27 protein-coding genes are annotated in these 25670 nt (G+C 59.1%); all 27 read left to right on the top strand.

Annotated elements, in window-relative coordinates; all coding sequences use genetic code 11:
• Positions 1-38 precede the first annotated feature (38 nt).
• Positions 39-578, top strand: a complete 540-nt coding sequence (gene fliN / locus BTE54_RS01770; protein ID WP_065654454.1) for a flagellar motor switch protein FliN — start codon at positions 39-41, stop codon at positions 576-578.
• 27 nt (positions 579-605) lie between these two features.
• Complete coding sequence (gene fliG, locus BTE54_RS01765) at positions 606-1649, top strand: flagellar motor switch protein FliG (RefSeq protein ID WP_020811423.1); 1044 nt, start codon at positions 606-608, stop codon at positions 1647-1649.
• A 128-nt stretch (positions 1650-1777) separates the two neighbouring features.
• A complete protein-coding gene (gene flhB / locus BTE54_RS01760) occupies positions 1778-2860 on the top strand; it encodes a flagellar biosynthesis protein FlhB (RefSeq protein ID WP_004432517.1) in 1083 nt (360 codons plus the stop codon).
• Positions 2861-2865: 5 nt separating this feature from the next.
• Entirely contained in the window at positions 2866-3303 is a 438-nt protein-coding gene (locus tag BTE54_RS01755) for a hypothetical protein (protein WP_004432518.1), read from the top strand.
• Between the two features lie 308 nt (positions 3304-3611).
• A complete protein-coding gene (locus BTE54_RS01745) occupies positions 3612-4904 on the top strand; it encodes a flagellin (protein ID WP_065654453.1) in 1293 nt (430 codons plus the stop codon).
• A gap of 313 nt (positions 4905-5217) precedes the next feature.
• Complete coding sequence (locus BTE54_RS01740) at positions 5218-5874, top strand: hypothetical protein (RefSeq protein WP_078051508.1); 657 nt, start codon at positions 5218-5220, stop codon at positions 5872-5874.
• Positions 5871-7178, top strand: coding sequence for a MotB family protein (locus BTE54_RS01735; RefSeq protein WP_078051255.1), 1308 nt, complete (start codon positions 5871-5873; stop codon positions 7176-7178). Before BTE54_RS01740 ends, BTE54_RS01735 begins: the two co-directional genes overlap by 4 nt.
• A complete protein-coding gene (motC, locus tag BTE54_RS01730; RefSeq protein WP_078051254.1) occupies positions 7175-8452 on the top strand; it encodes a chemotaxis protein MotC in 1278 nt (425 codons plus the stop codon). The genes BTE54_RS01735 and motC overlap by 4 nt, the downstream gene beginning before the upstream one ends.
• Entirely contained in the window at positions 8449-9810 is a 1362-nt protein-coding gene (locus BTE54_RS01725) for a flagellar hook-length control protein FliK (protein WP_065654449.1), read from the top strand. Before motC ends, BTE54_RS01725 begins: the two co-directional genes overlap by 4 nt.
• Positions 9758-10324, top strand: coding sequence for a lytic transglycosylase domain-containing protein (locus BTE54_RS01720; RefSeq protein ID WP_059760571.1), 567 nt, complete (start codon positions 9758-9760; stop codon positions 10322-10324). The genes BTE54_RS01725 and BTE54_RS01720 overlap by 53 nt, the downstream gene beginning before the upstream one ends.
• A gap of 282 nt (positions 10325-10606) precedes the next feature.
• A complete protein-coding gene (locus tag BTE54_RS01715; protein ID WP_004432529.1) occupies positions 10607-11278 on the top strand; it encodes a response regulator transcription factor in 672 nt (223 codons plus the stop codon).
• A gap of 105 nt (positions 11279-11383) precedes the next feature.
• The gene (locus tag BTE54_RS01710) at positions 11384-12679 is read left to right on the top strand and encodes a flagellar hook protein FlgE (protein ID WP_065654448.1); all 1296 of its coding nucleotides are present in this window, start codon (positions 11384-11386) and stop codon (positions 12677-12679) included.
• Between the two features lie 22 nt (positions 12680-12701).
• Complete coding sequence (gene flgK, locus BTE54_RS01705) at positions 12702-14180, top strand: flagellar hook-associated protein FlgK (RefSeq protein ID WP_065654447.1); 1479 nt, start codon at positions 12702-12704, stop codon at positions 14178-14180.
• A 3-nt stretch (positions 14181-14183) separates the two neighbouring features.
• On the top strand, positions 14184-15287 hold the full coding sequence (locus tag BTE54_RS01700; protein ID WP_078051253.1) for a flagellar hook-associated family protein: 1104 nt from the start codon (positions 14184-14186) through the stop codon (positions 15285-15287).
• A gap of 34 nt (positions 15288-15321) precedes the next feature.
• Positions 15322-15666, top strand: coding sequence for a flagellar biosynthesis regulator FlaF (gene flaF / locus BTE54_RS01695; RefSeq protein ID WP_004432537.1), 345 nt, complete (start codon positions 15322-15324; stop codon positions 15664-15666).
• On the top strand, positions 15663-16112 hold the full coding sequence (gene flbT, locus BTE54_RS01690; RefSeq protein WP_003503362.1) for a flagellar biosynthesis repressor FlbT: 450 nt from the start codon (positions 15663-15665) through the stop codon (positions 16110-16112). The genes flaF and flbT overlap by 4 nt, the downstream gene beginning before the upstream one ends.
• Entirely contained in the window at positions 16103-16573 is a 471-nt protein-coding gene (flgD, locus tag BTE54_RS01685) for a flagellar hook assembly protein FlgD (protein ID WP_065654445.1), read from the top strand. The genes flbT and flgD overlap by 10 nt, the downstream gene beginning before the upstream one ends.
• A gap of 48 nt (positions 16574-16621) precedes the next feature.
• Entirely contained in the window at positions 16622-16888 is a 267-nt protein-coding gene (gene fliQ / locus BTE54_RS01680) for a flagellar biosynthesis protein FliQ (protein WP_003503352.1), read from the top strand.
• Positions 16889-17045: 157 nt separating this feature from the next.
• On the top strand, positions 17046-19133 hold the full coding sequence (flhA, locus tag BTE54_RS01675; RefSeq protein ID WP_004432552.1) for a flagellar biosynthesis protein FlhA: 2088 nt from the start codon (positions 17046-17048) through the stop codon (positions 19131-19133).
• Entirely contained in the window at positions 19130-19885 is a 756-nt protein-coding gene (gene fliR / locus BTE54_RS01670) for a flagellar biosynthetic protein FliR (RefSeq protein WP_004432553.1), read from the top strand. The genes flhA and fliR overlap by 4 nt, the downstream gene beginning before the upstream one ends.
• A gap of 14 nt (positions 19886-19899) precedes the next feature.
• Complete coding sequence (locus BTE54_RS01665) at positions 19900-20319, top strand: hypothetical protein (protein ID WP_004432556.1); 420 nt, start codon at positions 19900-19902, stop codon at positions 20317-20319.
• Positions 20320-20434: 115 nt separating this feature from the next.
• Positions 20435-20992, top strand: coding sequence for a rod-binding protein (locus BTE54_RS01660; protein ID WP_065654443.1), 558 nt, complete (start codon positions 20435-20437; stop codon positions 20990-20992).
• A 29-nt stretch (positions 20993-21021) separates the two neighbouring features.
• On the top strand, positions 21022-21390 hold the full coding sequence (locus BTE54_RS01655; protein WP_026363659.1) for a hypothetical protein: 369 nt from the start codon (positions 21022-21024) through the stop codon (positions 21388-21390).
• Positions 21390-21923 carry a flagellar basal body-associated FliL family protein gene (locus BTE54_RS01650; protein ID WP_004432561.1) on the top strand — a complete coding sequence of 178 codons (534 nt, stop codon included), beginning with the start codon at positions 21390-21392 and terminating at the stop codon, positions 21921-21923. Before BTE54_RS01655 ends, BTE54_RS01650 begins: the two co-directional genes overlap by 1 nt.
• 202 nt (positions 21924-22125) lie before the next feature.
• On the top strand, positions 22126-22800 hold the full coding sequence (locus BTE54_RS01645) for a WecB/TagA/CpsF family glycosyltransferase (RefSeq protein WP_078051252.1): 675 nt from the start codon (positions 22126-22128) through the stop codon (positions 22798-22800).
• Positions 22801-22914: 114 nt separating this feature from the next.
• On the top strand, positions 22915-24687 hold the full coding sequence (locus tag BTE54_RS01640; RefSeq protein WP_078051251.1) for a GumC family protein: 1773 nt from the start codon (positions 22915-22917) through the stop codon (positions 24685-24687).
• 77 nt (positions 24688-24764) lie between these two features.
• On the top strand, positions 24765-25664 hold the full coding sequence (folD, locus tag BTE54_RS01635; RefSeq protein ID WP_078051250.1) for a bifunctional methylenetetrahydrofolate dehydrogenase/methenyltetrahydrofolate cyclohydrolase FolD: 900 nt from the start codon (positions 24765-24767) through the stop codon (positions 25662-25664).
• Positions 25665-25670 lie beyond the last annotated feature (6 nt).

Here is a 25670-nt window from a genome sequence, read left to right as displayed (position 1 = left end):
GGCAGGCTGACGCAAGTTTCAAAGGGAATAATCAGCGCATGGCTACGAAGAAAACACCTGTGACCGATGATGCGGCGTTGCCGTCGTTTGAAGACGGCGGCGACCTCGACCAGGCTATCGGCGATCTGCGTGGCGTCCTCAAGACGGATGCGGAAGGTTCGCTCTCCGATTTCGGCGACTTCGGCGATTTCGGCAGCACGGACGAGGTCTCGACGGATACCGACCTTTCCGCTTTCGGTGGCGGAACGGCCGATTTTGGGATGGATGATTTTGCCGCCGCCCCGCAGGTTGCGGGCGTTAAGGCCCCGCTTGGCAGCGGATTGTCCGAAAACATGGAAATGATCATGGACATCCCGATCGATGTCCAGATCGTGCTTGGCACCAGCAGAATGCTCGTTTCGGGGCTGATGAGCCTTGAAGAGGGCGCAACGATCGCGCTTGATCGCAAGATCGGCGAGCCGGTCGAGATCATGGTGAATGGCCGCCGTATTGCGCGCGGTGAAATAACGGTTCTGGAAGACGACGATACGCGCTTCGGCGTAAAATTGATTGAAGTACTGAGTACGAAGAAAGCCTGATCCCTGTGGGGACGGAGAGGAAAGACCATGATGGACTTCGAGGATTTCGGTAACCCCCTGGCAGGGAAACCGTTGTCTCAGGCCGACAAGGCGGCCGCGGTGCTTCTTGCCATGGGCAAGGGCGTCGCCGGCAAGCTGCTGAAATTTTTCACGCAGCACGAATTGCAGATGATCATTTCCTCGGCCCAGACCCTGCGCGTCATTCCTCCCGATGAACTTGCCCAGATAGTCGCCGAGTTCGAGGACCTGTTCACCGAAGGAACGGGTCTGATGGACAATGCCAAGGCAATCGAAAGCATTCTCGAAGAAGGCCTCACCCCTGAAGAGGTGGACAGCCTTCTTGGCCGTCGCGCGGCCTTCCAGGCCTATGAAGCGTCGATCTGGGACCGCCTGCAGGAAGCCGAGCCGGAATTCGTCGGCAAGTTCCTGCTGCGCGAACATCCGCAAACCATCGCCTATATCCTCTCCATGCTGCCTTCTTCCTTCGGCGCTAAGGTTCTCCTGACCATTCCGGAAGAGCAGCGCGCCGATATCATGAACCGTACCGTCAATATGAAGGAAGTCAGCCCGACGGCTGCCCAGATCATCGAGAAGCGTGTGGTCAACCTCATCAACGAAATCGAGGCCGAGCGTAATGCCGGCGGTTCCACGAAGGTTGCCGATCTGATGAACGAACTGGACAAGCCGCAGGTCGATACCTTGCTCAGCTCGCTCGAGACGCTCAGCAAGGAAGCCGCAAACAAGGTCAAGCCAAAGATCTTCCTCTTCGACGACCTCATGTTCATGCCGCAGCGCAGCCGTGTCCTGCTGCTCAACGATGTCTCGGCCGATGTTCTGACGATGGCGCTGCGCGGCGCCACGATGGAAATCAAGGAATGCGTGCTCTCCAGCATCAGCCCGCGCCAGCGCCGCATGATCGAATCGGACCTTGCGGTGCCGCAGGCCTCGATCAACACCCGCGAAGTGGCAATCGCACGCCGCGCCGTCGCGCAGGAAGCGATCCGGCTGGCCAATTCCGGCCAGATCCAGCTGAAGGAAGCTTCCGCGGAGGAACAACCGGCCGCCGCTTGAGCGGAAGCCGGTTGATAACCCGCCCTTACGGCGGAAGCGGCCATTGCGATGGCCGGTCACGGGCGCTAGTTTCGGGAATGACGGCCTGCCGGGATCGGCGGGCCTTTTTTTGATCCCGGGGACGTGCCTTGGCAGACGATCAGGACAAGGACAGTAAAACAGAAGCCCCGACGGAGAAAAAACTCCGCGATGCGGCGGAGAAGGGCAATCTTCCCTTTTCCCGCGAAGTGCCGATCTTTGCCTCGTCGCTTGCCTTTTATTGTTACCTGGTCTTCTTCCTGCCCGATGGCGCCGGTCGTCTTGGCGTCACATTGAAGGACCTGTTCGGCCAGCCCGAACAGTGGGACCTCAGCACCCGGCCGGATGCCCTGTCGCTATTATATTTTCTCGGCACCTCGATGGCCTATCTGCTCATGCCGGCGATGATTATGTTCATCGTCTTCGGGCTTGCCTCGTCATTTTTCCAGAACCTGCCGTCGCCGGTGCTTGAGCGGGTGCGTCCGCAATGGTCGCGCGTCTCGCCGGCGAAGGGCTTCACGCGCATCTATAGTAAGCAGGGCTTCGTTGAATTCGGCAAATCCGTATTCAAGATCATGATCGTCTCGGTCATCATGTTCCTTGCCCTGCGTGGCGATTTTTACAGCCTCATCGATCTGATGTTCTCCGATCCGCAGGTGATTTTCGTCCGCGTCGTCGAGATCGTCAAAAAGATGATGGTCGTTATTCTGCTTTCGACCGCGCTGCTTGCCGCCGTCGACGTTTTGTGGACGCGCCACCACTGGTTCAGCCAGCTGAAGATGACGAAGCATGAGGTGAAGGAAGAATACAAGCAGTCGCAGGGCGACCCCGTGGTCAAATCCCGCCAGCGCTCCATCGCCCGCGACCGTGCCCGCCGCCGCATGATCAACAATGTGCCGCGCGCCACACTCGTCATCGCCAACCCGACACACTTTGCGGTGGCGCTGCGTTATGTTCGCGAAGAAGGCGACGCACCTGTCGTCGTCGCCAAGGGTCAGGACCTTATCGCATTGAAAATCCGCGAGATTGCGGAAGAAAACAATATCCCCGTTTTTGAAGACCCGCCGCTTGCACGCTCCATGTTTGCGCAAGTCTCGGTAGATAGTGTGATTCCACCAGTCTTTTACAAGGCTGTGGCTGAGCTCGTTCACCGGGTTTACGCCATGAAGTCATCGAAAATACGGGTTCAATAAAACCAATGAAAAAATCCGCCTATTCCGAACAGCGGGAAATGATCGTCGCAGAGGCGATCAACCCGATTGCCACCGAACTTCGATTGTTAGACCCGGCCGACCTGATTTCGCTGCTTCGATTCGAGTGCTACGGCAGTATCGCCGACCTCGTTTCATCGGCTGCGGAGCTTTATTATCATCCCGGTACGATCAATTTCGGCGCCGGCGGCGAATATAAGCTCGAATGGGAAGGCGCGCCGGAGATCGTTCTCGATCTCGAACTGAAGCCGAAGGGCGCCACGGTCTATGCGCGATTGACGCTCGCCAACGAACATGCGGCGATTGAAATCAATCACGTCTCGTTTCAGAATCCTTCGGAAAATCCGGACGAGAACACCGAGTTTCTTCGTCAAAGCCTGACGGCTGCCCGATTCGTGCCCACCCGTCAGGGCGAAGCGGCTTAACCGGATCACCCGCTCCCTATTTCCGTCATCTCCGTTGCGCGCGCCGAAATCGCGGGCGCAGCAGCCTCATTCCGGTGCGTTTTAATCCGAGCTTGCCTGAAGCCTGCCGGTTTATGCGAAACCCGGCTGCGAAAGCGAGGAACGCCTTGCAAATCAGTCTCGTTGTTTGTTACCTATCGTATTAACGATTTGTTAACGAACGGCAGGTCGCGGTGGTCGGTTCAGACCATTGCCGATGCGCATGATGCCCCTGCTCGTTGTCGGCACAGCGCCGGATTTTTTCTTAAATTTTGAGTTGGGTGGACCCCATGACCAGCATTTTGACCAATGCGGCGGCAATGGCCGCGCTGCAAACCCTGCGGATGATCGACAAGAATCTGGAAACGACGCAGGCGCGCGTGTCTTCAGGCTATCGTGTCGAGACTGCGGCGGACAACGCGGCCTACTGGTCCATTGCAACGACAATGCGCTCCGACAATAATGCGCTTTCGGCCGTGCAGGATGCTTTGGGTCTGGGCGCCGCCAAGGTCGATACCGCCTATGACGCGCTTGAAAGCACGATCGAGGTCGTCAAGCAGATCAAGGCCAAGCTCGTCGCCGCCTATGGCGTGGGTGCCGACCGCAGCAAGATTCAGGATGAAATCAAGCAGCTTCAGGAACAGCTGAAGAGCATCTCCGAATCGGCCTCCTTCTCGGGTGAAAACTGGCTGCAGGCCAGTATCAGCAACGGTGGCACGCCTCCGGTTGAAGAATCGATCACCAAAAAGGTTGTTGCATCCTTCACCCGCACTGGCTCGGGCAATGTCGGGGTCACCACCGTTGACTACACGCTCGACAGCAGCACCGTGCTTTTCGACCTCAGTGGCGGAAAGCTCGGCATTCTCGACAAAAACGCCGTTTTCGTCAGCAAGACGGAATATGAAGTCACCCAGACCTCGACGACCGCCGGCACGGCGACGCAGGCGGGTTTTGTCGTACCGAAGCTCACCGACGCAGAAATCGGCGCGCTGAATGCCGCAACGACGGATACGAATACGGATCCGAATGTCTATAGCGACGGCACCGCCAATTATCTCCGCCTTGCCGAAAATGTATGGGTCAAGGTGACGGGGACGGATCCGTCGAGCGGCGGCACCACCGTTTCTCCTGCCTATCGCGACACCAGCAGCAACGACTGGTTTTACGATACCAGCAGCGGAGCGGCTTCAGCCGCTCGTTCCCTCGGCTTTTCCGTTTCCACCCTCGATCTCGGCAATCTCGATATCGTTGCCGCGGCCATGGGCGGTTTTGCCGGCGGTGGCACGACCTATACCGACGCAGACGCCATCGACATGATGATGTCCTTCGTCGACGGGCAGCTTGAGGCGATGACCAGCACGGCTTCCAGCCTGGGTTCGCTGCAGAGCCGCATCAGCATGCAGGACAACTTCGTTTCCAGCCTGATGGATGTGATCGACAAGGGCATCGGCCGTCTCGTCGATGCCGACATGAACGAGGAATCGACCAGGCTGAAGGCGCTGCAGACGCAGCAGCAGCTCGGCATCCAGGCGCTCTCCATCGCCAACGCCAATGCGGAAAATATCCTCCAGCTCTTCAAGTAACGGCTCTGGCCGGCGTGGGCGCGCGGGGATGAATTGGCGCAGGCTTCCTGATCGAGCCCGCCTTCATCCTCGCACAAGTTTGAACACCTAACGTCGGGTCAATATGGGGCGGATCGCATGGCGTGATCCGGCCGGGAAACATGGAAGAGACGGGCAGGGTAGCAAGGATGACGGTGGTGCCGCCAAACGGCTTAGAGCATTTCCAGGAAAAGTGGACCCCGGTTTTCCGTCCGGAAATGCGGCGAGGCTTTTGCGATTCGCGCGGGCAACGAAACATGTCTGGCCGCTTTCTCCTGTTTTGCCGGGGGCAGGCATGAGCGCGTCCATCGCACGGTTTCTCAAGGACTTCGGTGAAGCGCAACCGCAACCGGCGGCGCAGGCCTTCGGCGACCCGTTGGCCGATACGGATTTCCTGTCCGGCTTTGACGACGGCGCTTCCGGTTTTGACGAATTTGCTCCCGTCGATGTGGAGAGCGAGAAGCAGGCGGCCTATGACCGCGGCCGGGAAGATGCTACCCGCGAGATCACCGAGAAGATGCAGGCGGAGCGGGAAGAGCTGATCGCTGCCCATGCGGCCGAGCTGGAGGCCCTGCGTTCGGGTCATCTCGAAGAAATCGCGTCTTCCCTGTCCCGTGGTCTGCGCGAGGGTATCGACGCGATTGCGGCCAATCTCAGCGAACAGACCGCCAACATCCTTGCTCCGGTCCTGACGGAAAAACTGTCGCTCAAGGCAGTCTCGGCGCTGGCGGATGTGGTGCGTAGCGCCATGCCGGATGGCGAAGGGGTCACGCTTGTCGTGAAAGGCCCGAAAGATTTGTTCGAGCGGCTGAAGACGCAGCCGGGCTTTGAAGAAGAAACGATGAAATTTACCGAGACCACCGATATCGATCTTTCCGTCGAGTTGGGTGAAAGCGTGTTCGTGACGCGCATGTCCGCCTGGGCGTCCAGTCTTCGCAAGGTGATGAAATGAGTGAAGGCGAAAATCACCACCACGGTAAAAATGAGATCATCATCGTCAAGCGCCACAAGGGCGGTCATGACGGCGCTCATGGCGGCGCGTGGAAAATCGCCTATGCCGACTTCATGACGGCTATGATGGCGTTCTTCCTCGTCATGTGGCTGGTCAATGCCGCCAATGAGGAAACCAAGGCCTCGGTCGCCAGCTATTTCAACCCGATCAAGCTGTCCGATGAGAAACCCTCGTCCAAGGGGCTGGAAAAGCCAGTGGACAAGGAGGAGGGCGTCCAGAAGAAGGACCAGTCCAACATCCAGGCGGAAAAGGTCACCAAAGGCTCGGCCGCGGCGACGGGCGAAGACCTTACCTCGCAAACCGGTGAGCAGTCGAACTTCTCCGAAGCCGACTTTTTCGAAAATCCCTATTCCGTGCTGGCGGAAATCGCCCAGCAGGTGGGGCAGCAGGCCAATGTCAGCGCCAAGGGCGAGGGCGGCGCCGCCGATTCCGGCCCGGCGACGGGCGCAAGCGGCGGTGAAGCCTATCGCGATCCGTTCGATCCCGATTTCTGGACCCAGCAGGTGAAAATCACCCGCGCCGATCAGCCGCAGAAACCGGTTGAACAGCAGCAAGTCGCCGAGAACAAGCAGGAGGATGCGGCCGAAAACGCTCAGGCGGTCGCGCTCAAGGCGTCCGAGACACCGGCCGACAAGGTGGAAGACGGCAAACCGATGGAAGTCGCCGCCGTTGTGCCGCAGCAGCGCCCGGATGCCGCCGAGCAGGCAGCGCTCGCACAGCCAAAGCCGGACGAGCCGCACCAGGCAAGCGATGCAGAGCAAAAGGCCAGCGACGCCGACTGGGAAAAGGCCGACACGCTGCGCGAAGAGATCGAGAAGCAGATATCCGGCATTACCGGCAAGCTTTCCGAAGGTCTGGTGGTGACGCCGGCCGAAGGCGGATTGCTGCTCACCATTTCCGACCAGACGGAAACGCCGATGTTCAATATCGGATCGGCCGTTCCCCGGCGTGAAATGGTTCTGGCCATGGAAAAAATCGGCAAACTGCTTCAGGAGCGCGGTGGCAGCGTGGTGATACGCGGCCATACCGACGGACGGCAGTTCAAGGGTGAGGCCAATGACAACTGGCGGCTTTCCATGGATCGCGCCCATAGCGCCTATTACATGCTGGTGCGCGGCGGCCTGTCGGAAGAGCGGGTAAAGCAGGTCTCGGGTTTTGCGGACCGCAGATTGCAGGTGCCGGCGGACCCTCTGGCGGACGCCAACCGCCGCATCGAAATTCTGCTTGAGGCCGATCGGGGGTGAGTGTGACGAAAACCTCGAAACGCTGGCTTCTTCTTGCGGCGACGCTTTGCGGTCTCGGCTCCGAGCCGGGCAGGGCGTTTTCGCAGTCGCAAGACAATCTCATGCCCTATGCCATGCTCCGCTCACTGCAATTCGTGCAGGATTCGGTCGCCATGGGCGACCATTCCGCTTCGGAAATGCAGCGGTTTCTACTCCAGACCATCGACGAGCGGCTGAAGAGCGCGCCTTCGGCGATCTTCAAGGATCCGCGTAATGTCGATGCGGCGCTCATCTATGCGATGAGCGGCGGCAATCCGGCGACGCTGGAACTGCTGGTCGCGCGCGATGTGGATGGCAATTTCGATAGCCGCGTTGCCGATATCCTGCGCAAATACCTCTCCGGCAAGGGAACGCTTGTCGCGCAGAGCATTGCGGCCATGGTGCCGGAATATCGCGGCAAGCGGATTGGCGCTTATCTGGCGCTGATCGGCGGCAATGTGACGATCCCGCGCGATCCGCTGGCGGCGCTTGGTTTTTACGATATCGCCCGGCTCGAAGCGCCGGGCACCATCGTTGAGGAGGCCGCATTGCGCCGTTCGCTCGCCATCGCGGTCGAGGACGGCGATGCGGCACGAGGCGTCGAATATGCGCAGCGTTATGCGCGGCGGTTCCTGCATTCGCCCTATGCCAGCCAGTTCGCGGACCTTCTGGTCTCGCTGGTGGTCAAGCGCGCCGATTCCATCGGGGAGGAGGCGATACAGGAAACCTTCGCCATGATGGATACAGAGAGGCAGAAGGAAGCCTATCTGCGGCTTTCCCGCCTCGCGGCGATCAGCGGCAAGGATTCGCTGGCGCGCATGGCGGCGTTGAAGGCGAAGGCGCTGTCTCCTGCTCTGCCGGGTGAGCCGGAAGTGCAGGCAAATCTCTATGAAAGCCTTTCCAACATCGGCACGCCCGATGTGGTGAGCGCAATCGAGACAATAGGGCAGATTCCCGAAGCGCAGCTTTCGGATCGGGACAGGGCCTTGCGGGAGGCGGCAAGGGCGATTGCCGAGCAGGTGGTTCGTCCTCCTTCCCCGCAGTCCGGCGTCGAGGCTGACACTGCGGCCACGAAGGACACCGGGCGGAATGCGCCCGAAAACGAAGCGAACGCTGCCGATGCAAAGAGCATATGGCGGGTCGAAACCCAGAAGGCTGACGATGAGGGCGACAACGTGCGGCAACTCGTGACGAGCGGTCGCAGCAAGCTCGATGAAATCGACAGCCTGTTGAAGAAAGGCGAGGGGGCCCCATGATCGACGCAGCCATCAATGCGATAATGAATGCGCCGCCATCCGATCCGCGCGCCGGCAGCGCCAGCGTCAGGGACGACGCCAAGGGCGGCAGTTTCGGCGATGCCCTTTCCACGGTTCGGGACGAGCGCCCGCCGCAGGCGCTGCATTCGCGGCATCAGCAGGACGAGAACCCGGCTGAAGAGCAGCAGGCGCAGCCCGATGGCGAGGCGGAAAAGATGGATGTCCCGGTCAAGCGGCCCGCAACATTTCTCAATGTGATCGTCAACGAGCATGCCGGCGAAGGTCGTGCCCAGGAGACGGTGGCCGAGTTTCAAAACGCCGTGAAAACGGCCCGCACGACGCCGGAAAACGGCAAGACCGGCAAGAAGCTCAAGGACGACGCCGACAAGGACGCCGAGGTGACGGACGATACGATCGATCCGAAGCTGGCGGAACTGCAGCTGGTGAGCGCCAATGCCGCCGATATGGCGACGGCCAAGACACCGCTTGAGGAAATTGCACAGGCGATTGCCGGCAAGGCCGACGCGGTGAAATCAGACCGCGCTGAACCTGTCCGGGGCAAGGTCGAGCATTCGGTCAAGGACATGCCGACAGGGATCGCACCAGCCGGTAACGAGGCGGGTTCTGCTTCGGAAAACGAGGGGGATGCCTCGGCATTCCGTTTTTCGTCTCCGCGCTCAGGCGCGGCGCGGGCTCTGGATATGAGCACCGTTCAGCGTGAAGGCCGTGTCGAGTTCGATGCACGCGAAAGCACCGGCAAGGCGGCCGACACCATAACGGTTCTCGATTCGCGGCGGTTCATCGGCCTGGCGCCCTCGACCAACGCGTCGGCCCTGACCGGCCTGATCGTCAACGATCCGGAATGGGTGAGCGCCATGCAGCCCGGTTCGTCGCTCTCCAATGCGGCGGCCCAGAGCAGCACCGGCAAAGTCGTCCATACGCTGAAGCTGCACATGACGCCGATCGAGCTTGGATCGGTGACAATGTCGCTGCGTCTTGCCGGTGACGAGCTTGCCGTTCACATGACGGTGGAGAGTGTTGCGGCCTATAAAAAGCTCCAGGAAGACAGCAAGAGCATCCTCGATGGCCTCAAGGCGCAGGGTCTGACGGTCGATAACATCACCATCAGCATCGCTTCTTCCGACAAGAGTGACCAAACGGGCACACAAGGCAACAATCAGCAAAATCAGCAGGCGCAGCAGCAGGGTCAGCAGGCCGCCGCCGGGCGCAACCGTGACGAGTCCGGAGCACGGGGCGACCGGCAAGGCAATGGCGATAATTTGGGGGTGCATAATGAAGGCATGGATGGCGTTTCTGGCTCTGCCCGCTCTTCTGCTGACAATGGCGTCTACCTCTGAGAACGCGTCCGCTTCGGCAACGTCAGGTGTCTGTGAAAGAGAGATCCAGTCGGCGGCCCGCAAATATGGCGTGCCGGAGGGAATTCTCTATTCGGTGGGGCTGACCGAAACGGGCCGCAAGGGGCGTCTCGACCCCAATGCCATGAATATCGAGGGAAAACCGGTATTTGCCTCCTCCACAGAGGAAGCTTTGACCACTTTTGAGGCGGCGAAGCGCAACGGCGCCAAGCTGATCGACCTCGGATGCATGCAGATAAATCATTATTTCCATGGCGAAAACTTCGCATCCGCACGGGAAATGTTCGATCCTCGCCGCAATGTGGAATATGCCGCCATGTTTCTGCGCAACCTCCACAACAGGCATGAAACCTGGACCATGGCGGTCGCCCGTTATCATGCCGGCCCCAACAATGATCCGGCGCAGAAGAAATATGTCTGCCGTGTCATCGCCAATCTGGTGGCGACGGGCTACGGAAAATGGACCGCCAACGCGAAAAATTTCTGCGACGGTTAACAACCGGAAATTGCTTTAAGGCGCCGCGGGACTCGTATTTTGAAATGTGGCGATAGATTGATCGAAAAAAGGCATTTCAAGCGGTTTTTTCGGAATTTTGAAATTTCTACACAAAAATTTTGTGCCATATATGGTTAACACCCACTATATATAGATCAAATCGGCACAAAATGGTTAATCAATTATTAATATATATCGATGATTTCCTACAGTTGTCCCTGAATCGCCCGATTCGTACCAATGCCTCATTGGAAAACACCACACTGATTCGGAGGCGGACGAATGATCGTAGTGGTTGATGAGCGCGAGCTCGTTAAAGACGGCTATACATCTCTATTTGGGCGTGAGGGCATTCCCTCGACCGGGTTCGATCCGGTCGAATTCGGGGAGTGGGTCTCGACGGCGGCGGAAAGCGATCTTGCGGCTGTGGAAGCCTTCCTGATCGGCCAGGGCGACCGGAGCTTTTCTTTGCCGAAGGCGATCAGGGATCGCACGACGGCCCCGGTGATCGCGGTCAGCGACCAGCCCTCGCTGGAATCGACGCTGGCGCTTTTCGACAGCGGCGTCGACGACGTCGTGCGCAAGCCCGTACACCCCCGTGAAATCCTTGCACGTGCGGCGGCGATCCGTCGCCGATTGCAGGTCATCTCGAACTTCACCGATGCTGGTCCGATCCGGGTTTTCTCCGACGGCCGCGACCCGGAAGTGGGTGGTGAAGTGTTCCCCTTGCCGCGCCGTGAGCGCCGCATCCTCGAATATTTGATCGCCAATCGCGGACGCCGCGTTTCCAAGGCGCAGATTTTCAATGCCATCTACGGCATCTTCGATGACGACGTCGAAGAAAACGTCGTTGAAAGCCACATCAGCAAGCTGCGCAAGAAGCTGCGTAAGAAGCTTGGCTACGATCCGGTCGATTCCAAACGTTTCCTCGGCTACAGCATTGATTGGCAATGATTTTCATTGACCCGCGTGGTCTTTTTCAAACGCGGTATTTCCGACAGCTTCACGCAAGCCAAACGCTTTACCTTCTCCCTGAAAGATGACCACGAGGGTTTTTGAATGAGTATTTTCGGCACTATGCGAACCGGTGTGTCCGGCATGAATGCGCAGGCGAACAAGCTGGGCACCGTGGGCGACAACATCGCCAACGCAAGCACCACCGGCTACAAGCGCGCATCGACGTCGTTCTCCTCGCTCGTTCTGCCCTCCTCGTCGGGCAGCTATGCGTCCGGCGGCGTGCAGTCCAACGTTCGCTACAGCATTTCGGAGCAGGGCAACCTCTCCTACACGACCTCCAGCACCGACCTTGCCGTTCAGGGCAACGGTTTCTTCGTGGTTCAGGACGGTGCAGGCACGCCCTACCTCACCCGCGCCGGCTCCTTCCAGAAGAATTCGGAAGGCTATCTGGAGAATGCGGCAGGCTTCATGCTGATGGGTTACCCTTACGGCGCCAACCCGCCGGCTGCGGTCGTCAACGGCTTTACCGGCCTTGAGGCCATCAATATCAATGACTTCGGTCTGACGGCGTCTCCCTCCACACAGGGCAGCTTCCCGGCCAACCTTAATCGTGATGAGGCAATCGTTGCTGCGGGATCGCGCCCAAGTGCCAACGTCGCAACGTCGACGGTTGGCAGCAAGACGTCGCTCACGGCGTTCGACAGCGGCGGAGCCAAGGTTCTTTACGACTTCTATTACACGCGCATTGACAACGATGCGTCCGGCAATCCGCAGTGGGAAGTGTCGGTTTATCGTCAGGATCAGTCGACGGATGGCGGCTTCCCCTATACGGCAACTGCCCCGGCTACGCTCGTCAAGGAAACGGTCACCCTGACCTTCGATCCCGCCACCAACAAGCTCACCACCGGATCGGATAGCTCGATCACGATTAATGACAACAACAGCGGCGTGGCGCAGGCGATCGAGATCGACCTGTCGCAGATGACGCAGTTCTCCTCGAAGTTCACGCCTGGCACCGCTGTTCTGAACGGTAACGGCCCGAGCCAGATCAAGGACGTCGAAATCGGCAAGGATGGCCTGGTGACGGCGGTCTATCAGGATGGCGGTCGCCGCAATATCTACCAGCTGGCGCTAGCCACGGTGCCGAGCGTCGACAATCTCAGCCCGCAGAACGGTAACGTCTATCTGCCTAGCAACGAGTCGGGTGTCGTCACCATCGGCTTCGCGCAGACCGGCAGCTTCGGTTACATCCAGAAGGGCGCGCTGGAAGGCTCGAACGTCGATATCGCCAGCGAACTCACCGACATGATTGAATCCCAGCGTATCTACACAGCGAATTCGAAAGTCTTCCAGACTGGATCGGATTTGATGGACGTCCTGATCAATCTGAAGAGATAATACTTCTCACGAGGACAGATGAATGTCGCTCACGTCAGCAATGAATACTGCGCAGTCGATTTTCAATAATACAGGTAAGCAGACGGACGTTACCTCCAAGAACATTGCCAATGTCGGCAATGCTAACTACGTCAAGCGAACCGCCATTCTCGGCACGACCATGGCTGGAGCGAGTATCGTCTCCAACGGCCGTGCCCAGAATGAAAGTCTTCTCAGGCAGACGATTTCCAGCTCTTCTCTCGCTTCCGGCCAGAGCACGGTTCTGACCGGCCTTGAGGAAATGAAGAGCATTTTCGGCGGCAACGATTATGAGAGTTCGCCGGCCACCTATATGAAGGAACTGCTGAAGAGCCTGGACGCTTACGCCGCCAAGCCGAGCGATGCCGCTCTGGCCGCAACGGCCGTCACCTCGGCCACCGATGTTGCCAGTTCCCTGAACAAGGCCTCGAACGAATTGCAGGCGATGCGTCTGCGCGCCGACAAGGAAATCGCCCTTCAGGTCGACAAGCTGAACGGGCTGCTTGCGAAGTTCGAGGAAGCCAATAACGAGGTCAAGGCGCAGACGGCGATAGGCGGCGATCCAAGCGACGCTCTCGATCAGCGCGAGACGCTTCTGAAGGATATTTCCTCCATCATCGGCATCAATGTCGTCAATCGTCCCAACAACGATGTGGCGCTTTATACGACGGATGGCGCGACGCTGTTCGAAATCGTGCCGCGCAGCGTCACCTTCAAGACGCAGCCGGGCTATGATGCGACGACCACGGGCAACGCAATCTATGTCGATGGCGTAGCGCTGAAGGCAGGAAGCGGCAGCAACACGACGTCTGAGGGCTCGCTTCAGGGCCTGATGCAGGTTCGTGACGATCTGGCGCCGACGATGCAGAGCCAGCTCGACGAAATCGCCCGCGGCCTCATCACCATGTTTGCGGAAAAGCCGGCCGACGCGACCAGCGGCCTGCCGGATATGCCGGGTCTCTTCACCTACGGCTCGCCGGCGGCGACGACCATTCCGGCCGACGGGATTGTCTCTCCCGGGCTCGCAGCCAGCATTACCGTCAACCCGGCGTTAATTATTTCCAAAGGTGGCAATCCGGAATTGTTGCGCGACGGCGGTATCAACGGTACCGATTACGTGATCAATACCGCAGCGTCGGGGGGAACCGGTTTCTCCGAGCTGATCCGCAGCTATGTTACTGCTTTCGACGCGCCCATGAATTTTGCCGCGTCGACACGTATCGATACGAATACCAGCATCCTGAAATACGGCACCAACTCGATGGGGTGGCTCGAACAGGAACGTTCCGGCGCGACTTCTGCGAACGAAGCGAAAAGCGCGCTTTATGAGCGCTCCGCCACGTCCTATTCGAACAATACGGCGGTCAGTCTGGACGAGGAACTGTCGCTGCTCATGGATATCGAGCAATCCTACAAGGCCGCGACCAAACTGGTGACGACCGTTGACGAAATGCTCAAGTCCCTGATGGACATGGTGAGGTAAACGATGAAAACGTCATTCATTTCATCGCTGGCGATGCAGAACAGCATGCGCAGCACCATCCTCAAGGCTCAGCTCGAGATGACCAATCTCAATACCGAGCTGACGACGGGCAAGCATGCCGATCTCGGCGTGACGCTGGGCGCCAACACCGCCCGCAGCCTCGATCTCAATCGCGATATCGACCGCATCTCTTCGCTGGTGAGCGTCAATTCGATTGCAACGCAACGCCTCAAATCCTCGCAGACGGCGCTGGACGGCATGGCGCAGGCCGCACAGGAAATTCAGAAGGTTCTCGTCCCCAATACCAGCAGCGAAGCGCCGACGCTGACGACGGTTGCCAAAACCATCTCGAATGCCTTCAACAATTTCACCAGCTTCGCCAATACGGCGGTCAATGGCGAGTTTCTGTTCTCCGGCATCAATACGGATGTGAAGCCCGTCGATGACTATTTCGCTGAAGGGTCTACCCTGAAGGAAGCCTATGAGACCGAGCTGAACGCATTCATGGCGGCGCAGACGCCGGCGGTTGGCGACATTACCGGCCTGTCCAAGACCCAGGCCGAAGCCTTCATGACGCATATCGAAGGTGTGTTCAACGGCACCACGACGGTAACGAACCCGCCCCATAGCAGCCTGACGGCCGGCCAGAACTACGATTTCTGGACGACTTTCGGCTCCAAGGCGAGCGACACCAACATGACGAGCCGCATCAGCCAGAACGAGGTCGTGGAAACCTCCAGCAACAGCAATTCGCAGGGCATGCGTTATTTTGCACTGACGGCGATGACGGCGATGACCTTCCTCGACGAAAAGGTGGATAGCGGCGTTCGCGAAATGGTGGCGACCAAGTCGGTGACCAATATCGGCGCCGCCATCAGTGGCCTGAACCAGCAGCAAAGCCAGCTCGGCCTTTCCGAAAGCCGCGTTTCGAAAGCCAATGATTCGCTGGCAGCCCAGAAGAAGATCATCGAAACGCATCTGCTGGATATTGAGGGGATCGATACCTACGAGGCGAAGACCCGCCTCGATCTGCTGCAGCAGCAGATTGAAATCGCATACAGCCTCACGTCGCGTCTGCAAAAAATGAGTCTGGTGAACTACCTCTGATGAACAGGGGTGGCGGCAGATAAAGGATACATGAATGTACCAGTTTTCCTACGCCGAAATCATGGAGGATGGTGTCGCCAACGCGAAGGATCGCGAGCGGCAGGCGTTGACAAAATCGATCGACCTTCTGGTGGAGGCAAGGGATTCCTCTTCGCAGCGCCACACGATCGAAGCGCTTTTTTACACTCGACGGGTCTGGATCCGCTTCATTGAGGATCTCAAGCAACCCGACAACCAGCTTGCCATGGAGCTCAGGGCCAATCTGATTTCCATCGCGATCTGGATATTGAAAGAGTGCGAACTGATCCGGAAACGTCAGTCGACGAATTTCCAGGGCATAATTGACGTGACAACCATCATCAGGGATGGACTTAAATGAAAAGTACACTTCGGATTTCGCTGAAATCGGGCGAAAAGATTTTTATCAACGGCGCGGTTCTGCGTGTGGATCGCAAGGTGGCGCTCGAATTCCTGAACGATGTCACGTTTCTGCTTGAAAACCACGTTCTGCAGCCCGATCAGGCGACGACGCCGCTGAGACAGCTTTATTTCATCGCGCAGATGATCCTCATCAACCCGGAAGGGCGCGACCAGTCTACCAACATGTTCCGCAAGTCGGTCAGCATGCTCCTGAACTGCTTCCAGCATGACGAGGTTCTGGCGGAACTCAAGCGGATCGACGGGCTGGTTGCCTCGGGCAAGGCTTTCGAAGCGCTGAAGGCCATTCGCGGTCTCTACCCGATCGAGGAAAAAATCCTCAACAATCAGGAAATGACCCCCGCAACGATCGAGCAGATTCGCAAGGAGATCGCACCATGGCGGTAGATGCAGTCACTTCGGCAGCGTCAAATCCCTGGGCCAATGCCGGGGCGAGCAGCTCCGACGGCAGCGCGGCGTCGCTGAACTACGACAGCTTCCTGAAGCTCCTCATCGCCCAGATGAAGAACCAGGATCCGACCAGCCCGATGGATGCCGGCGAGCAGATGTCGCAGCTCGCAAGCTTCTCGCAGGTCGAGCAGACCATCAAGACCAACACCCATCTGAAGAGCATGCTGCAGGCGGAAGCCCTGACGCGCGCCTCCGATCTGGTCGGCAAGACGGTCAAGAGCGCCGACGACACCGTCACCGGCGTGGTGAAGGAAGTCGAGGTCTATTCGGACGGCGTTGTCGCCATCACCGAAGCTGGTGACAAGGTGCTGCTGCAGGCCGGCGTGACCTTCTCCAACGGCCCGATTACGAGTACATCTGATAGCGGAACCGATTCGGATAGCGCGACCGGTTCCTGACATTGAAGAGGCGGCATGACGCCGCCTTTCCGGATTAAGGATGCGACGATGAACGAGGCCGATGCGCTTGACATCATGCAGGCGGCTGTCTGGACGGTTCTCGTCGCGGCCGGTCCCGCGGTTCTCGCCGCCATGATCGTCGGTGTCGTCATCGCCTTCATTCAGGCCCTGACCCAGGTTCAGGAAATGACGCTGACCTTCGTTCCCAAGATCGTCACGATCATGCTCGTGCTCGGCGTCGCCGCGCCCTTTGTGGGCGCGCAGATATCGCTCTTTTCCAATCTCGTCTTTTCCCGCATCCAGTCCGGCTTCTGACGCCGTCCGCTGCGGATGCCACCTTCGCGCAAGCTTCAGCCGCTAGTGATAGGCGCAAAGCATCGGGCCGAATTGCGTGCGCTTTTCGAAAACCGTTGTTACGGAACCGTGCGGCGGCTTTTCCGTCGCCCTTCTCATGAAGAGACAGGACGAATTTATGGCGCAACCACCAGTCATCTCCCTGCCCAAGGTCAGTCCGAGCACGCGTGACATCGGTTTCGCACTGGGCATCGTGGCGATCCTCTGCGTTCTCTTCCTGCCCATTCCGGTCATGCTGGTGGATATCGGTCTGGCCTTTTCGATTGCGCTTTCGGTCCTCATCCTCATGGTGGCGCTCTGGATTCAGCGGCCGCTGGATTTCTCGTCCTTCCCGACCGTGCTGCTGATCGCGACGATGATCCGCCTGTCGCTGAACATCGCGACGACGCGCGTTATCCTCTCCCACGGCAATGAAGGGCCGACGGCGGCGGGCGGGGTGATTGCGGGCTTCTCCAGCCTCGTCATGTCCGGCGATTTCGTGATCGGTCTGATCGTCTTCCTGATCCTGATCACCGTCAACTTCATCGTCATCACCAAGGGTGCGACGCGTATCGCCGAAGTCGGCGCACGTTTCACCCTGGACGCCATTCCCGGCAAGCAGATGTCGATCGATGCGGATTTGTCCGCCGGCATCATCGACGAAAAGGAAGCGCAGCGCCGCCGCCGCGAGCTGGAAGAGGAAAGCTCCTTCTTCGGCTCGATGGACGGCGCCTCGAAATTCGTGCGCGGCGACGCCATTGCCGGCCTCATCATCACCGCGATCAATATTTTCGGCGGCATCATCATCGGTTATTTCCGCCACGGCATGCCCATTGGCGAAGCGGCCGACGTTTTCGTCAAGCTTTCGGTCGGTGACGGTATCGTCTCGCAGATCCCGGCCCTGATCGTATCGCTGGCAGCCGGCCTTCTGGTCTCGCGCGGCGGCACCGCCGGCTCGACGGACCAGGCGGTCGTCAACCAGCTGAGCGGTTATCCGCGCGCGCTGATGGTCTCGGCCATGCTGATGGGACTGCTCGCCATCATTCCGGGCCTTCCCTTCCTGCCCTTCATCTTCCTCGGCGGCATCATGGCCTTCGGCAGCTGGTATATTCCGCGCCAGGCGGAGGCCGAAAGCGCGCTGCGGCGTCAGGAAGAGGAGAACAAGGTTCTCCAGACCACCGAGGCGGAAAAGGATTCGGTCAAGCAGGTGCTGAAGACGGCCGAGATCGAACTGGCGCTCGGCAAGCAGGTTTCCACCCGCCTTCTCGGGGCGCATCAGGAACTGGCCTTCCGTGTCGGCAAGATGCGCAAGAAATTCGCGACCCAATACGGTTTCGTCGTGCCGGAGATCAAGGTTTCCGACGACATCATGATCCCGGAAAAGGCCTATCAGATCCGCGTTCACGGCACGACCATCGCGTCCAGCAACCTGCGCGTCGGCGACGTTCTTGTCGTGACCGGGGCAGGGCGCAAGCCGAGCATTCCCGGTGACGAAATCCGCGAACCGGCTTTCGGCATGCCCGCCGTCTCGATTCTCGAAACCTTCACCGAGGATCTGAAACGCGAAGGCTTCCATCCGATCGACAACGTCTCCGTGGTGCTGACGCATCTCAGCGAAGTCATCCGAAACAACCTGCCGCAGCTCCTGTCCTACAAGGATGTCAAAATCCTCATCGACAGGCTCGATCCGGAATACAAGAAGCTGGCCGACGAGATTTGCTCGTCGCACATGTCCTATTCCGGCCTGCAGGCGGTGCTGAAACTGCTGCTCGCCGAGCGCGTCTCAATCCGCAACCTGCATCTCATTCTCGAAGCGGTCGCCGAACTTGCGCCGCATGTGCGCAAGACGGAACAGATCGTCGAACATGTGCGGGTGCGCATGTCGCAGCAGCTCTGCGGCGATCTTGCCGACAATGGCGTGTTGCGCGTCCTGCGCCTCGGCAACAAATGGGACATGGTCTTCCATCAGGCGCTGAAGCGCGACCAGAAGGGCGAAATCGTCGAATTCGACATCGATCCCCGCCATCTTGAGGAGTTTTCCGAGCAGGCATCCAAAGTTATCCGTGAATTCATGGATCGCGGCCTGCCCTTTGTCCTTGTAACCTCGCCGGAAACGCGGTCCTATGTGCGCATGATTATCGAGCGACTCTTTGCGACCCTGCCGGTTCTTTCGCATGTGGAACTGGCCAAGGGTCTCGAGATCAAGATTCTGGGCGCCATTTCATGATAACCGACCCGCAGGGGACAATCATTGCATTGTTCCTTGCCATCTGCCGTATCGGCGCATGCTTCATGACCATGCCGGGCTTTTCAAGCTCGCGCATTTCGCCGCAGATTCGCATGCTTCTGTGCGTCGCGGTGTCCATGGCGCTTCTGCCCGTGCTGTGGGACACGATCTATCCGAAAGTTTCCGGCGCAAGCCAGGGCACGGTCGTCGGCCTCATCTTCACAGAGGTCGTCATCGGTTCGATGTATGGCCTGATCGCGCGGTTCTACACCCTCGGTTTCCAGTTCACCGGTGCGCTCATCGGCGCTTCCATCGGTCTCAGTGCGCCGGGCGGGGCCGATGTGATCGAAGACGTGCAGGAAAACCAGATATCCAACTTCATCACCTTCGGCGGCCTGCTGGTGCTGTTCATATTCGATTTCCACCACATCGTCCTCAAAGCGCTGGTGGATTCCTACACCGCCACGCCGGTCGGCGCACTGATCAGCGGCCAGAAGATGCTGATTACGCTGACCGACACGCTCAGGGCGTCTTTTTCGATCATGCTTCGGCTTGCCAGCCCCTTCGTGATTTATGGCTTGATGTTCAACGTCGCGGTCGGCCTCATCAACAAGCTCGCGCCGCAGATTCCGGTCTTCTTTATCTCGACGCCCTTCGTTCTCGCGGGTGGTCTTTTCATGCTCTATTTGTCGATTGCGGCCCTCATCCGCCAATTCGTGGATGGTTTCGGCCCGGTCTTCATCGGTTTTTGATCGGGAGAAATACGATGGCTTCGGACAAGCGCTCGGCCAAACTCAAGCGTCTGGTAACTGTCCAGCGGCACATGGAAAAAATGGCCGAGGTGGAACTGGCCGATACCACCCGCACACGGGCGGAAGTTGCGCAATCCATGGAGAACGTGCTGGAGGCCATGAGTTCCATGGAACCGGTGCATCAGACATTTTCCCGGCACTATTCGGACCGGTACGGCCGTCTCGTCGTCCAGGACCGCCAGCTTGAAGGCGTTCAGCAATTTCAGGAAAACAAGGTCCTGAAGGAAAAGACCAAGGCTGACCGGCTCGAGGACAGGATGCACCTTGCGCGCGATCTTGAGGACCGCGAGGCCGACGATAATGCAATCTATGATTTGTTAGAAATTACGAATGTTTCCCACACACCAGCCTCCAGCAAGGTTGGCGATCCATAGTCTGTCCCATTGTTGCATCGCGGGCGTTTTTGACGACGTCTCCGGCGATGTTTCTTGATGGAGCGGATGCGCCGGCTTTCTGTGCCGCCCATTCGTCAGCTCGGGAGATCTGGACGTGGCGATATCGGTGATAAGTGATCTGGTGATGGATGTGGTTCGCGCTGCGGACCCCCAGGAAGTTCAGGTCGCCCAGGAAAAACTCAAGGCGAACAAGGCGGCTTTTGCCGCAACCAGCCTTGCCGATGCCGGCAAGGGTTTTGGCGCTGCGGTCGACATGCTGGATGGCGCCTCCTCGAAGGCCGGTCTCGGCGACACCAATATTCGCGCGGCCCGCACCGAAATCCCGGAAACATACCGTAAATATGAAGCCTCGGTGCTCCAGACCTTCGTGGCCAACATGCTGCCGAAAGACAGCGAGGAAGTTTACGGCAAGGGCAATGCCGGCGAGATCTGGAAGAGCATGATGGCCGAACAGTTTGCCGACACGATTTCCAGAAATGGCGGCGTCGGCATCGCGGAACAGGCTTACAAGGATGCGCTTCGGAAGGCTGAAAGCAAAGGCATTACCGACGTATCGATGAATGAAAAAGACAATAATGCTGCAATTCGGATGGTGGCGGAGTTCGAGCGGCAGGTCCTCGGCGTTTCCAATGAGAAAACGGACGAGGCTTGAGAATGAAAAACCTTAACGAGGAGACAAGCATGGACCTTATGTCGAACGACCACCGTATCCAATCCGTTCTCGGCCGCCTTGAGATGATCATCGACAACGAGAACGACAATATCGGTAAGGACCCCCAGTTCGATTTCAAGGTCTCCAACGCCCACAAGAGCCGTTGCCTTTATGAGCTGACGATGCTGTTCCGCGATACGCCGCGCGAGGAAATCGCCGCCGGTTACATGGAGCAGGTCAAGGGCATCAAGTCCAAGCTCGCCACCAATGCCAGCCGCGTCGAGGCGCATCTGAATGCGGTTCGCGCGGTTGCGGACCTCTTGAAGAACGCCATTCAGGAAGCCGATACGGACGGCACCTATTCGCAGGAACAGTTCATGTACGGCGCAGCCTCCTGATGTTGAAGCTTCTTCTCACTGGCGTCTGGGTTTGCGCCGTCACGCTCGGCGCGGTGTATTTCTCCGTCCAGTTGGCGACGGCGCCCGCGCCGGATGAGGCGGGGGCGAAAAAGGCCAATCTGCAACTGGTCAAGGGCGAAAGCATCACGATCCCCGTCATCAATGATGGCGGGGTAAACGGCTATTTCCTCAGCCGCATTTCGCTGCGCGTCGACAAGACCAAGATGGCGAAGATCGAGCTGCCGGCAACGCAGTTGATGACCGATGAACTGTTCACGCTGCTTGCGGGTTCTTCCATGGTCAATATCGCCAATATTTCCACCTTCGATCCCGAAGCCTTCAAGCAGCGCATCCGCGAGGGGCTGAACAAAAGGCTCGATGACGAGGTGGTCGAGGACGTGCTGATTGAACAGCTCGATTATCTGTCGAAAGCCGACATCCGCGAGCAGAACGGCAATGGCACGCCCCGTTCGGTCAAGCTCGTCGAGGGCGAGAAGGCCGAAGCCGGCAAAGAAGCGGCGCCAAGCCACTGACGACCAGCAGGCGAGGGGCGTCGGCCGGATAAGGGATGCGGAGCATCCTTCTGGTTAATTGTCTCTTGCCGCATCCCCAGGCATTCTAGAGATTGCTTTCAAGCTAAATTCAACCTGCACCTGTATAACGAACCCATGAACCACCATCCCGCAGACCCTGCATTGGATCGGTGGCGATGGGTTTGGCATTTGGGGGTTGGCAATGAGTTTTGCGTCAGGTTTCGCGCGGCCGGAATCGCAACGGAATATCCACGGACTGCGCGTCTGTGATCTCGACTGGAATGGGGCGCTGGAATTGGTCAGCGGCAGGGCGTCTGCCTGTGAAGGACACACGATGCTGTCCTTTCTCACCATCGAAAAGGCGAAGCTTTCGCTCAGGGACAACGCCTACCGGCAGATTCTGGAAAGCTGCCTGCTTCTGCCGCAGGGCAAGGCAATGAGGGTCGCCGCGCGCAACGAGAATGGTGAGCCTTTGCCTGCGCCCATCGACGGCGTCGCCTTTGTGATGGCGCTTCTGACCTATATGGCCGTGCCGAAGCGTATCGGTGTGGCGGGAGATGATGCGGCGCAGATCGGCGAAGTTCTCGCCAGGTTGCGGGCGCACGCGCCCTGGCACGATTTCGTCATGCTGAACCGCGATGCATCGGGCGTTAAGGTGGATGTTCTGCTGGCGGGAATGTCGAAGGAAAACCAGGAGACATGGCTGCACCGCACCGTCAGCCGTGAGAATGCACGGGTCACCATCGCGGTTGGCCCGCTGTTCAAGGTCCTGTCTTCGGAAGTGGCCGGCATGCCGGAAATTTTCCGCAAGCTTCACATGAGCTGGCTCTACAGCCTCTGCGCCGAACCCTGGCACATCGCGCTCGGCAAGAGCTGATGCCGTTCTCGCAGGCGTTGCGTTAACCATTTGTTTGCCACGATCCTTTAACCTCTCGTAAGGTTTTGACAGTCGCCCGTTACGGGCGGCACCGAGGGCGGCAGACGGCTTCAGATGGTTGATGACAATCCGGACATGATGGCGATCCGCCCTGACGAGAATGATGTCGCTGTGCCCGTATCGCAATGGCGCAGACATTGTCGGCGGCTCCTGACGTCCGGCTGCATCGCCGCTGCCACCGTTGCCGGGGCTGCCCTTCCGCTTCTGCTGGTCGATTCGGGCTTTCGCGGTTATGTTTCGCAGGCCCGGATCGAGGTCTCACAGACCGCTTACGATGCCCCCGATGCTGCCCGCTTTCTGGCGATGGCGCGTCGTACCCTGCTTTCACACTCCGGGCTCGACCGCATAACCGCCGATCTCAAGCTGAAGTCCGCCGATATGGTCGGCGTTCGCAATCAGGGCGAGCTTGGCCTGCTTTTCGACCTTCTGACCGGCGCGGATGCGCGTCCGCTATCCGAGCGTGAGGCGCTGAACGGTGCGGTGGGCGAAGCGATCCGGCTGGAACTCACTCCGGATGAAAATACGCTGATCGTGACCGGCAAGGCCGCAACGCCGGAAACCGCCATGCGGCTGACCGATTACCTCTCGATGCGCGTGATCGCCGATGGCAAGGCCGGCACCATGACGCCCGCCATGCGCGAGACGGAGAGGGCGCGGACAAGGCTCGATGAAGCGGAAGCGGCGCTGAACGGTTTCCAGATGCGCCACGGTGACGCCGTGATGGCCGAGGCGCAGCAACTCGAACAGCAGCTGCGCGACGTAAACGACAGTCTGGAGCGAACCACCCGGCAGCAATTGGCCATTCAGGCCGATTTGACGGCGGCATCGGCGCTGAAGCCGAATGATGTCTTTGCGAAGCCTCTGCCGGCCGGCGTGGGTTTTTCGGCGCTTGAGGATATCAGGCAGAAACACTCGACCGCTAGCATGGCGCTTGCTGCGGTTTCGGTCGATTACGGCCCGAAACACCCCCGCCGCATCGCCGCCCAGAATGCGGTGGATGCCGCACAGGCGCTTGCCGCCCCCGCATTGCGGCAATTGCTGGAAGGGCTGCGGGCGGATGAAAAGCGCATCTCTCAGGAGATCGCGACCGCCAATGGCGAGCAAAAGAAATACCTCGACCGCCTGAACGAACTCGGTGTCGCCCCCGGCGAGTTCTCCAGATTGCAGGGCGAACTGGAAACGGCGCGAAATGTCTATCTCGAGGCAAGCGAACGCCGCGACCTCTCCGCCTCCGCCACGCCCGCGGTCGAGACCCGTTTGGTGAAAAAGGCCGCCCCCGGCGAGTTGACCCGCGATCTGACGCAAGCTGCCATGCTGGCGGGCGGCGGCGCCTTGATCGGCCTGATGGGCAGTCTTTATCTCCTGAGCTACCGTCGCCATGATGAGGAAGAGGAGGGCGCATTGCTCAGCGAAGAGGGCGCGCAACTTCCATCCTCCGTCGAGCCGCCGGTCGAGTCTCTGCAGATTTCCGAATTCGAACCGATCGAGCCCGCTGTGTTCGACGATCTGCCGGACGTCGCCGCAGAGGACATCAAGCCGGAGGAAGACGGCTTTGCCGATTATTACGGCGAGGCCGTCAATGACGACGACGACATGCCGCTGGACGAGCGCGTGCGGCAGGTCCTGATGGGCAACCGCACGGTCAGGAGTGCTGATCCGGCCTCTTCCGGACTTCCACCGCTTCTGGCCGAAGCCTTGGCCGGGGACTTCGACCATGCCCAGGCCGAAGCCGAGGAACTGATGGAATTGCGACGCGAACTGGCGTTCCTGAGAGAGCGTCTTGCCGATTACGCCGATCGCCGCGAAGACTACCGCAAAACAGCCTGAAAACGCCGCATTTTCGCTTGCATTCCTGCGAAGGGGGCACCATACGGAGCCTACGTAACCCAGCAGGAGCAGGACGCATGGCAGTTGTGATTGACGGGAAGGCGAAGGCGGCTTCGGTAACGGAGGCGGTCCGCAAATCGGCAGAAGCGCTTGAGGCGGAAAAGGGCGTAAAGCCCGGTCTCGCGGTTGTCATCGTCGGAAACGATCCGGCCAGCCACGCTTACGTGAACTCCAAGAGCAAGATGGCCAAGCAATGCGGTTTCAACTCCATTCAGCACACGCTGCCGGAGGAAACCACGCAGGCCGCACTCCTGAAGCTTGTCGGCGAATTGAATGCCGATGCCTCCATCCATGGCATTCTGGTGCAGCTTCCCCTGCCGAAACACTTCAATTCCGATGAGATCATCCAGTCGATCCTGCCGGAGAAGGATGTGGATGGCTTGAGCGTGCTGAATGCCGGTAAGCTCGCGACCGGCGATCTCGCAACCGGTCTCATTTCCTGCACGCCTGCCGGCGCCATGCTTCTGGTACGTGGTATTCACGGCGAAGACCTTTCCGGCCTCAACGCCGTGGTCATCGGCCGCTCCAACCTGTTCGGCAAGCCCATGGGCCAGCTTCTCCTGAATGCCAATGCCACGGTGACGATGGCGCATTCCCGCACCAAGGATCTGGCCGGCATCTGCAAAACGGCGGATATTCTGGTCGCGGCGGTCGGTCGCGCGGCGATGGTCAAGGGCGACTGGGTAAAACCCGGCGCGACGGTCATCGATGTCGGCATCAACCGCATTCCGGCGCCGGAAAAAGGCGAAGGCAAGTCGAAGCTGGTGGGCGATGTCGCCTATGACGAGGCGAGCGCCGTCGCCGCCGCTATCACGCCGGTTCCCGGCGGCGTCGGCCCGATGACGATCGCCATGCTGATGGCCAACACCGTCATCGCCGCCCATCGCGCGCTGGGTCTGACCGCGCCAAAGTTTTAATCCTGT

This window comes from Agrobacterium sp. YIC 4121, from assembly GCF_002008205.1.
Lineage (GTDB): Bacteria > Pseudomonadota > Alphaproteobacteria > Rhizobiales > Rhizobiaceae > Agrobacterium > Agrobacterium leguminum.
Note: the sequence above shows the minus strand (reverse complement) of the source record. Positions and strands in the feature narration are given on the sequence as shown.

Bases quoted from the DNA above. Each gene is read 5' to 3' on its own strand.
- BTE54_RS01735 (WP_078051255.1), top strand. From the start codon at position 5,871: ATGAGTGAAGGCGAAAATCACCACCACGGTAAAAATGAGATCATCATC.
- BTE54_RS01745 (WP_065654453.1), top strand. From the start codon at position 3,612: ATGACCAGCATTTTGACCAATGCGGCGGCAATGGCCGCGCTGCAAACC.
- BTE54_RS01720 (WP_059760571.1), top strand. From the start codon at position 9,758: ATGGCGTTTCTGGCTCTGCCCGCTCTTCTGCTGACAATGGCGTCTACC.
- BTE54_RS01645 (WP_078051252.1), top strand. From the start codon at position 22,126: ATGAGTTTTGCGTCAGGTTTCGCGCGGCCGGAATCGCAACGGAATATC.
- fliR (WP_004432553.1), top strand. From the start codon at position 19,130: ATGATAACCGACCCGCAGGGGACAATCATTGCATTGTTCCTTGCCATC.
- BTE54_RS01740 (WP_078051508.1), top strand. From the start codon at position 5,218: ATGAGCGCGTCCATCGCACGGTTTCTCAAGGACTTCGGTGAAGCGCAA.
- BTE54_RS01710 (WP_065654448.1), top strand. From the start codon at position 11,384: ATGAGTATTTTCGGCACTATGCGAACCGGTGTGTCCGGCATGAATGCG.
- BTE54_RS01665 (WP_004432556.1), top strand. From the start codon at position 19,900: ATGGCTTCGGACAAGCGCTCGGCCAAACTCAAGCGTCTGGTAACTGTC.
- BTE54_RS01715 (WP_004432529.1), top strand. From the start codon at position 10,607: ATGATCGTAGTGGTTGATGAGCGCGAGCTCGTTAAAGACGGCTATACA.
- fliN (WP_065654454.1), top strand. From the start codon at position 39: ATGGCTACGAAGAAAACACCTGTGACCGATGATGCGGCGTTGCCGTCG.
- fliG (WP_020811423.1), top strand. From the start codon at position 606: ATGATGGACTTCGAGGATTTCGGTAACCCCCTGGCAGGGAAACCGTTG.
- BTE54_RS01650 (WP_004432561.1), top strand. From the start codon at position 21,390: ATGTTGAAGCTTCTTCTCACTGGCGTCTGGGTTTGCGCCGTCACGCTC.
- flgD (WP_065654445.1), top strand. From the start codon at position 16,103: ATGGCGGTAGATGCAGTCACTTCGGCAGCGTCAAATCCCTGGGCCAAT.
- flbT (WP_003503362.1), top strand. From the start codon at position 15,663: ATGAAAAGTACACTTCGGATTTCGCTGAAATCGGGCGAAAAGATTTTT.
- BTE54_RS01700 (WP_078051253.1), top strand. From the start codon at position 14,184: ATGAAAACGTCATTCATTTCATCGCTGGCGATGCAGAACAGCATGCGC.
- flaF (WP_004432537.1), top strand. From the start codon at position 15,322: ATGTACCAGTTTTCCTACGCCGAAATCATGGAGGATGGTGTCGCCAAC.
- BTE54_RS01725 (WP_065654449.1), top strand. From the start codon at position 8,449: ATGATCGACGCAGCCATCAATGCGATAATGAATGCGCCGCCATCCGAT.
- BTE54_RS01755 (WP_004432518.1), top strand. From the start codon at position 2,866: ATGAAAAAATCCGCCTATTCCGAACAGCGGGAAATGATCGTCGCAGAG.
- BTE54_RS01640 (WP_078051251.1), top strand. From the start codon at position 22,915: ATGGTTGATGACAATCCGGACATGATGGCGATCCGCCCTGACGAGAAT.
- flgK (WP_065654447.1), top strand. From the start codon at position 12,702: ATGTCGCTCACGTCAGCAATGAATACTGCGCAGTCGATTTTCAATAAT.
- folD (WP_078051250.1), top strand. From the start codon at position 24,765: ATGGCAGTTGTGATTGACGGGAAGGCGAAGGCGGCTTCGGTAACGGAG.
- BTE54_RS01655 (WP_026363659.1), top strand. From the start codon at position 21,022: ATGGACCTTATGTCGAACGACCACCGTATCCAATCCGTTCTCGGCCGC.
- flhA (WP_004432552.1), top strand. From the start codon at position 17,046: ATGGCGCAACCACCAGTCATCTCCCTGCCCAAGGTCAGTCCGAGCACG.
- fliQ (WP_003503352.1), top strand. From the start codon at position 16,622: ATGAACGAGGCCGATGCGCTTGACATCATGCAGGCGGCTGTCTGGACG.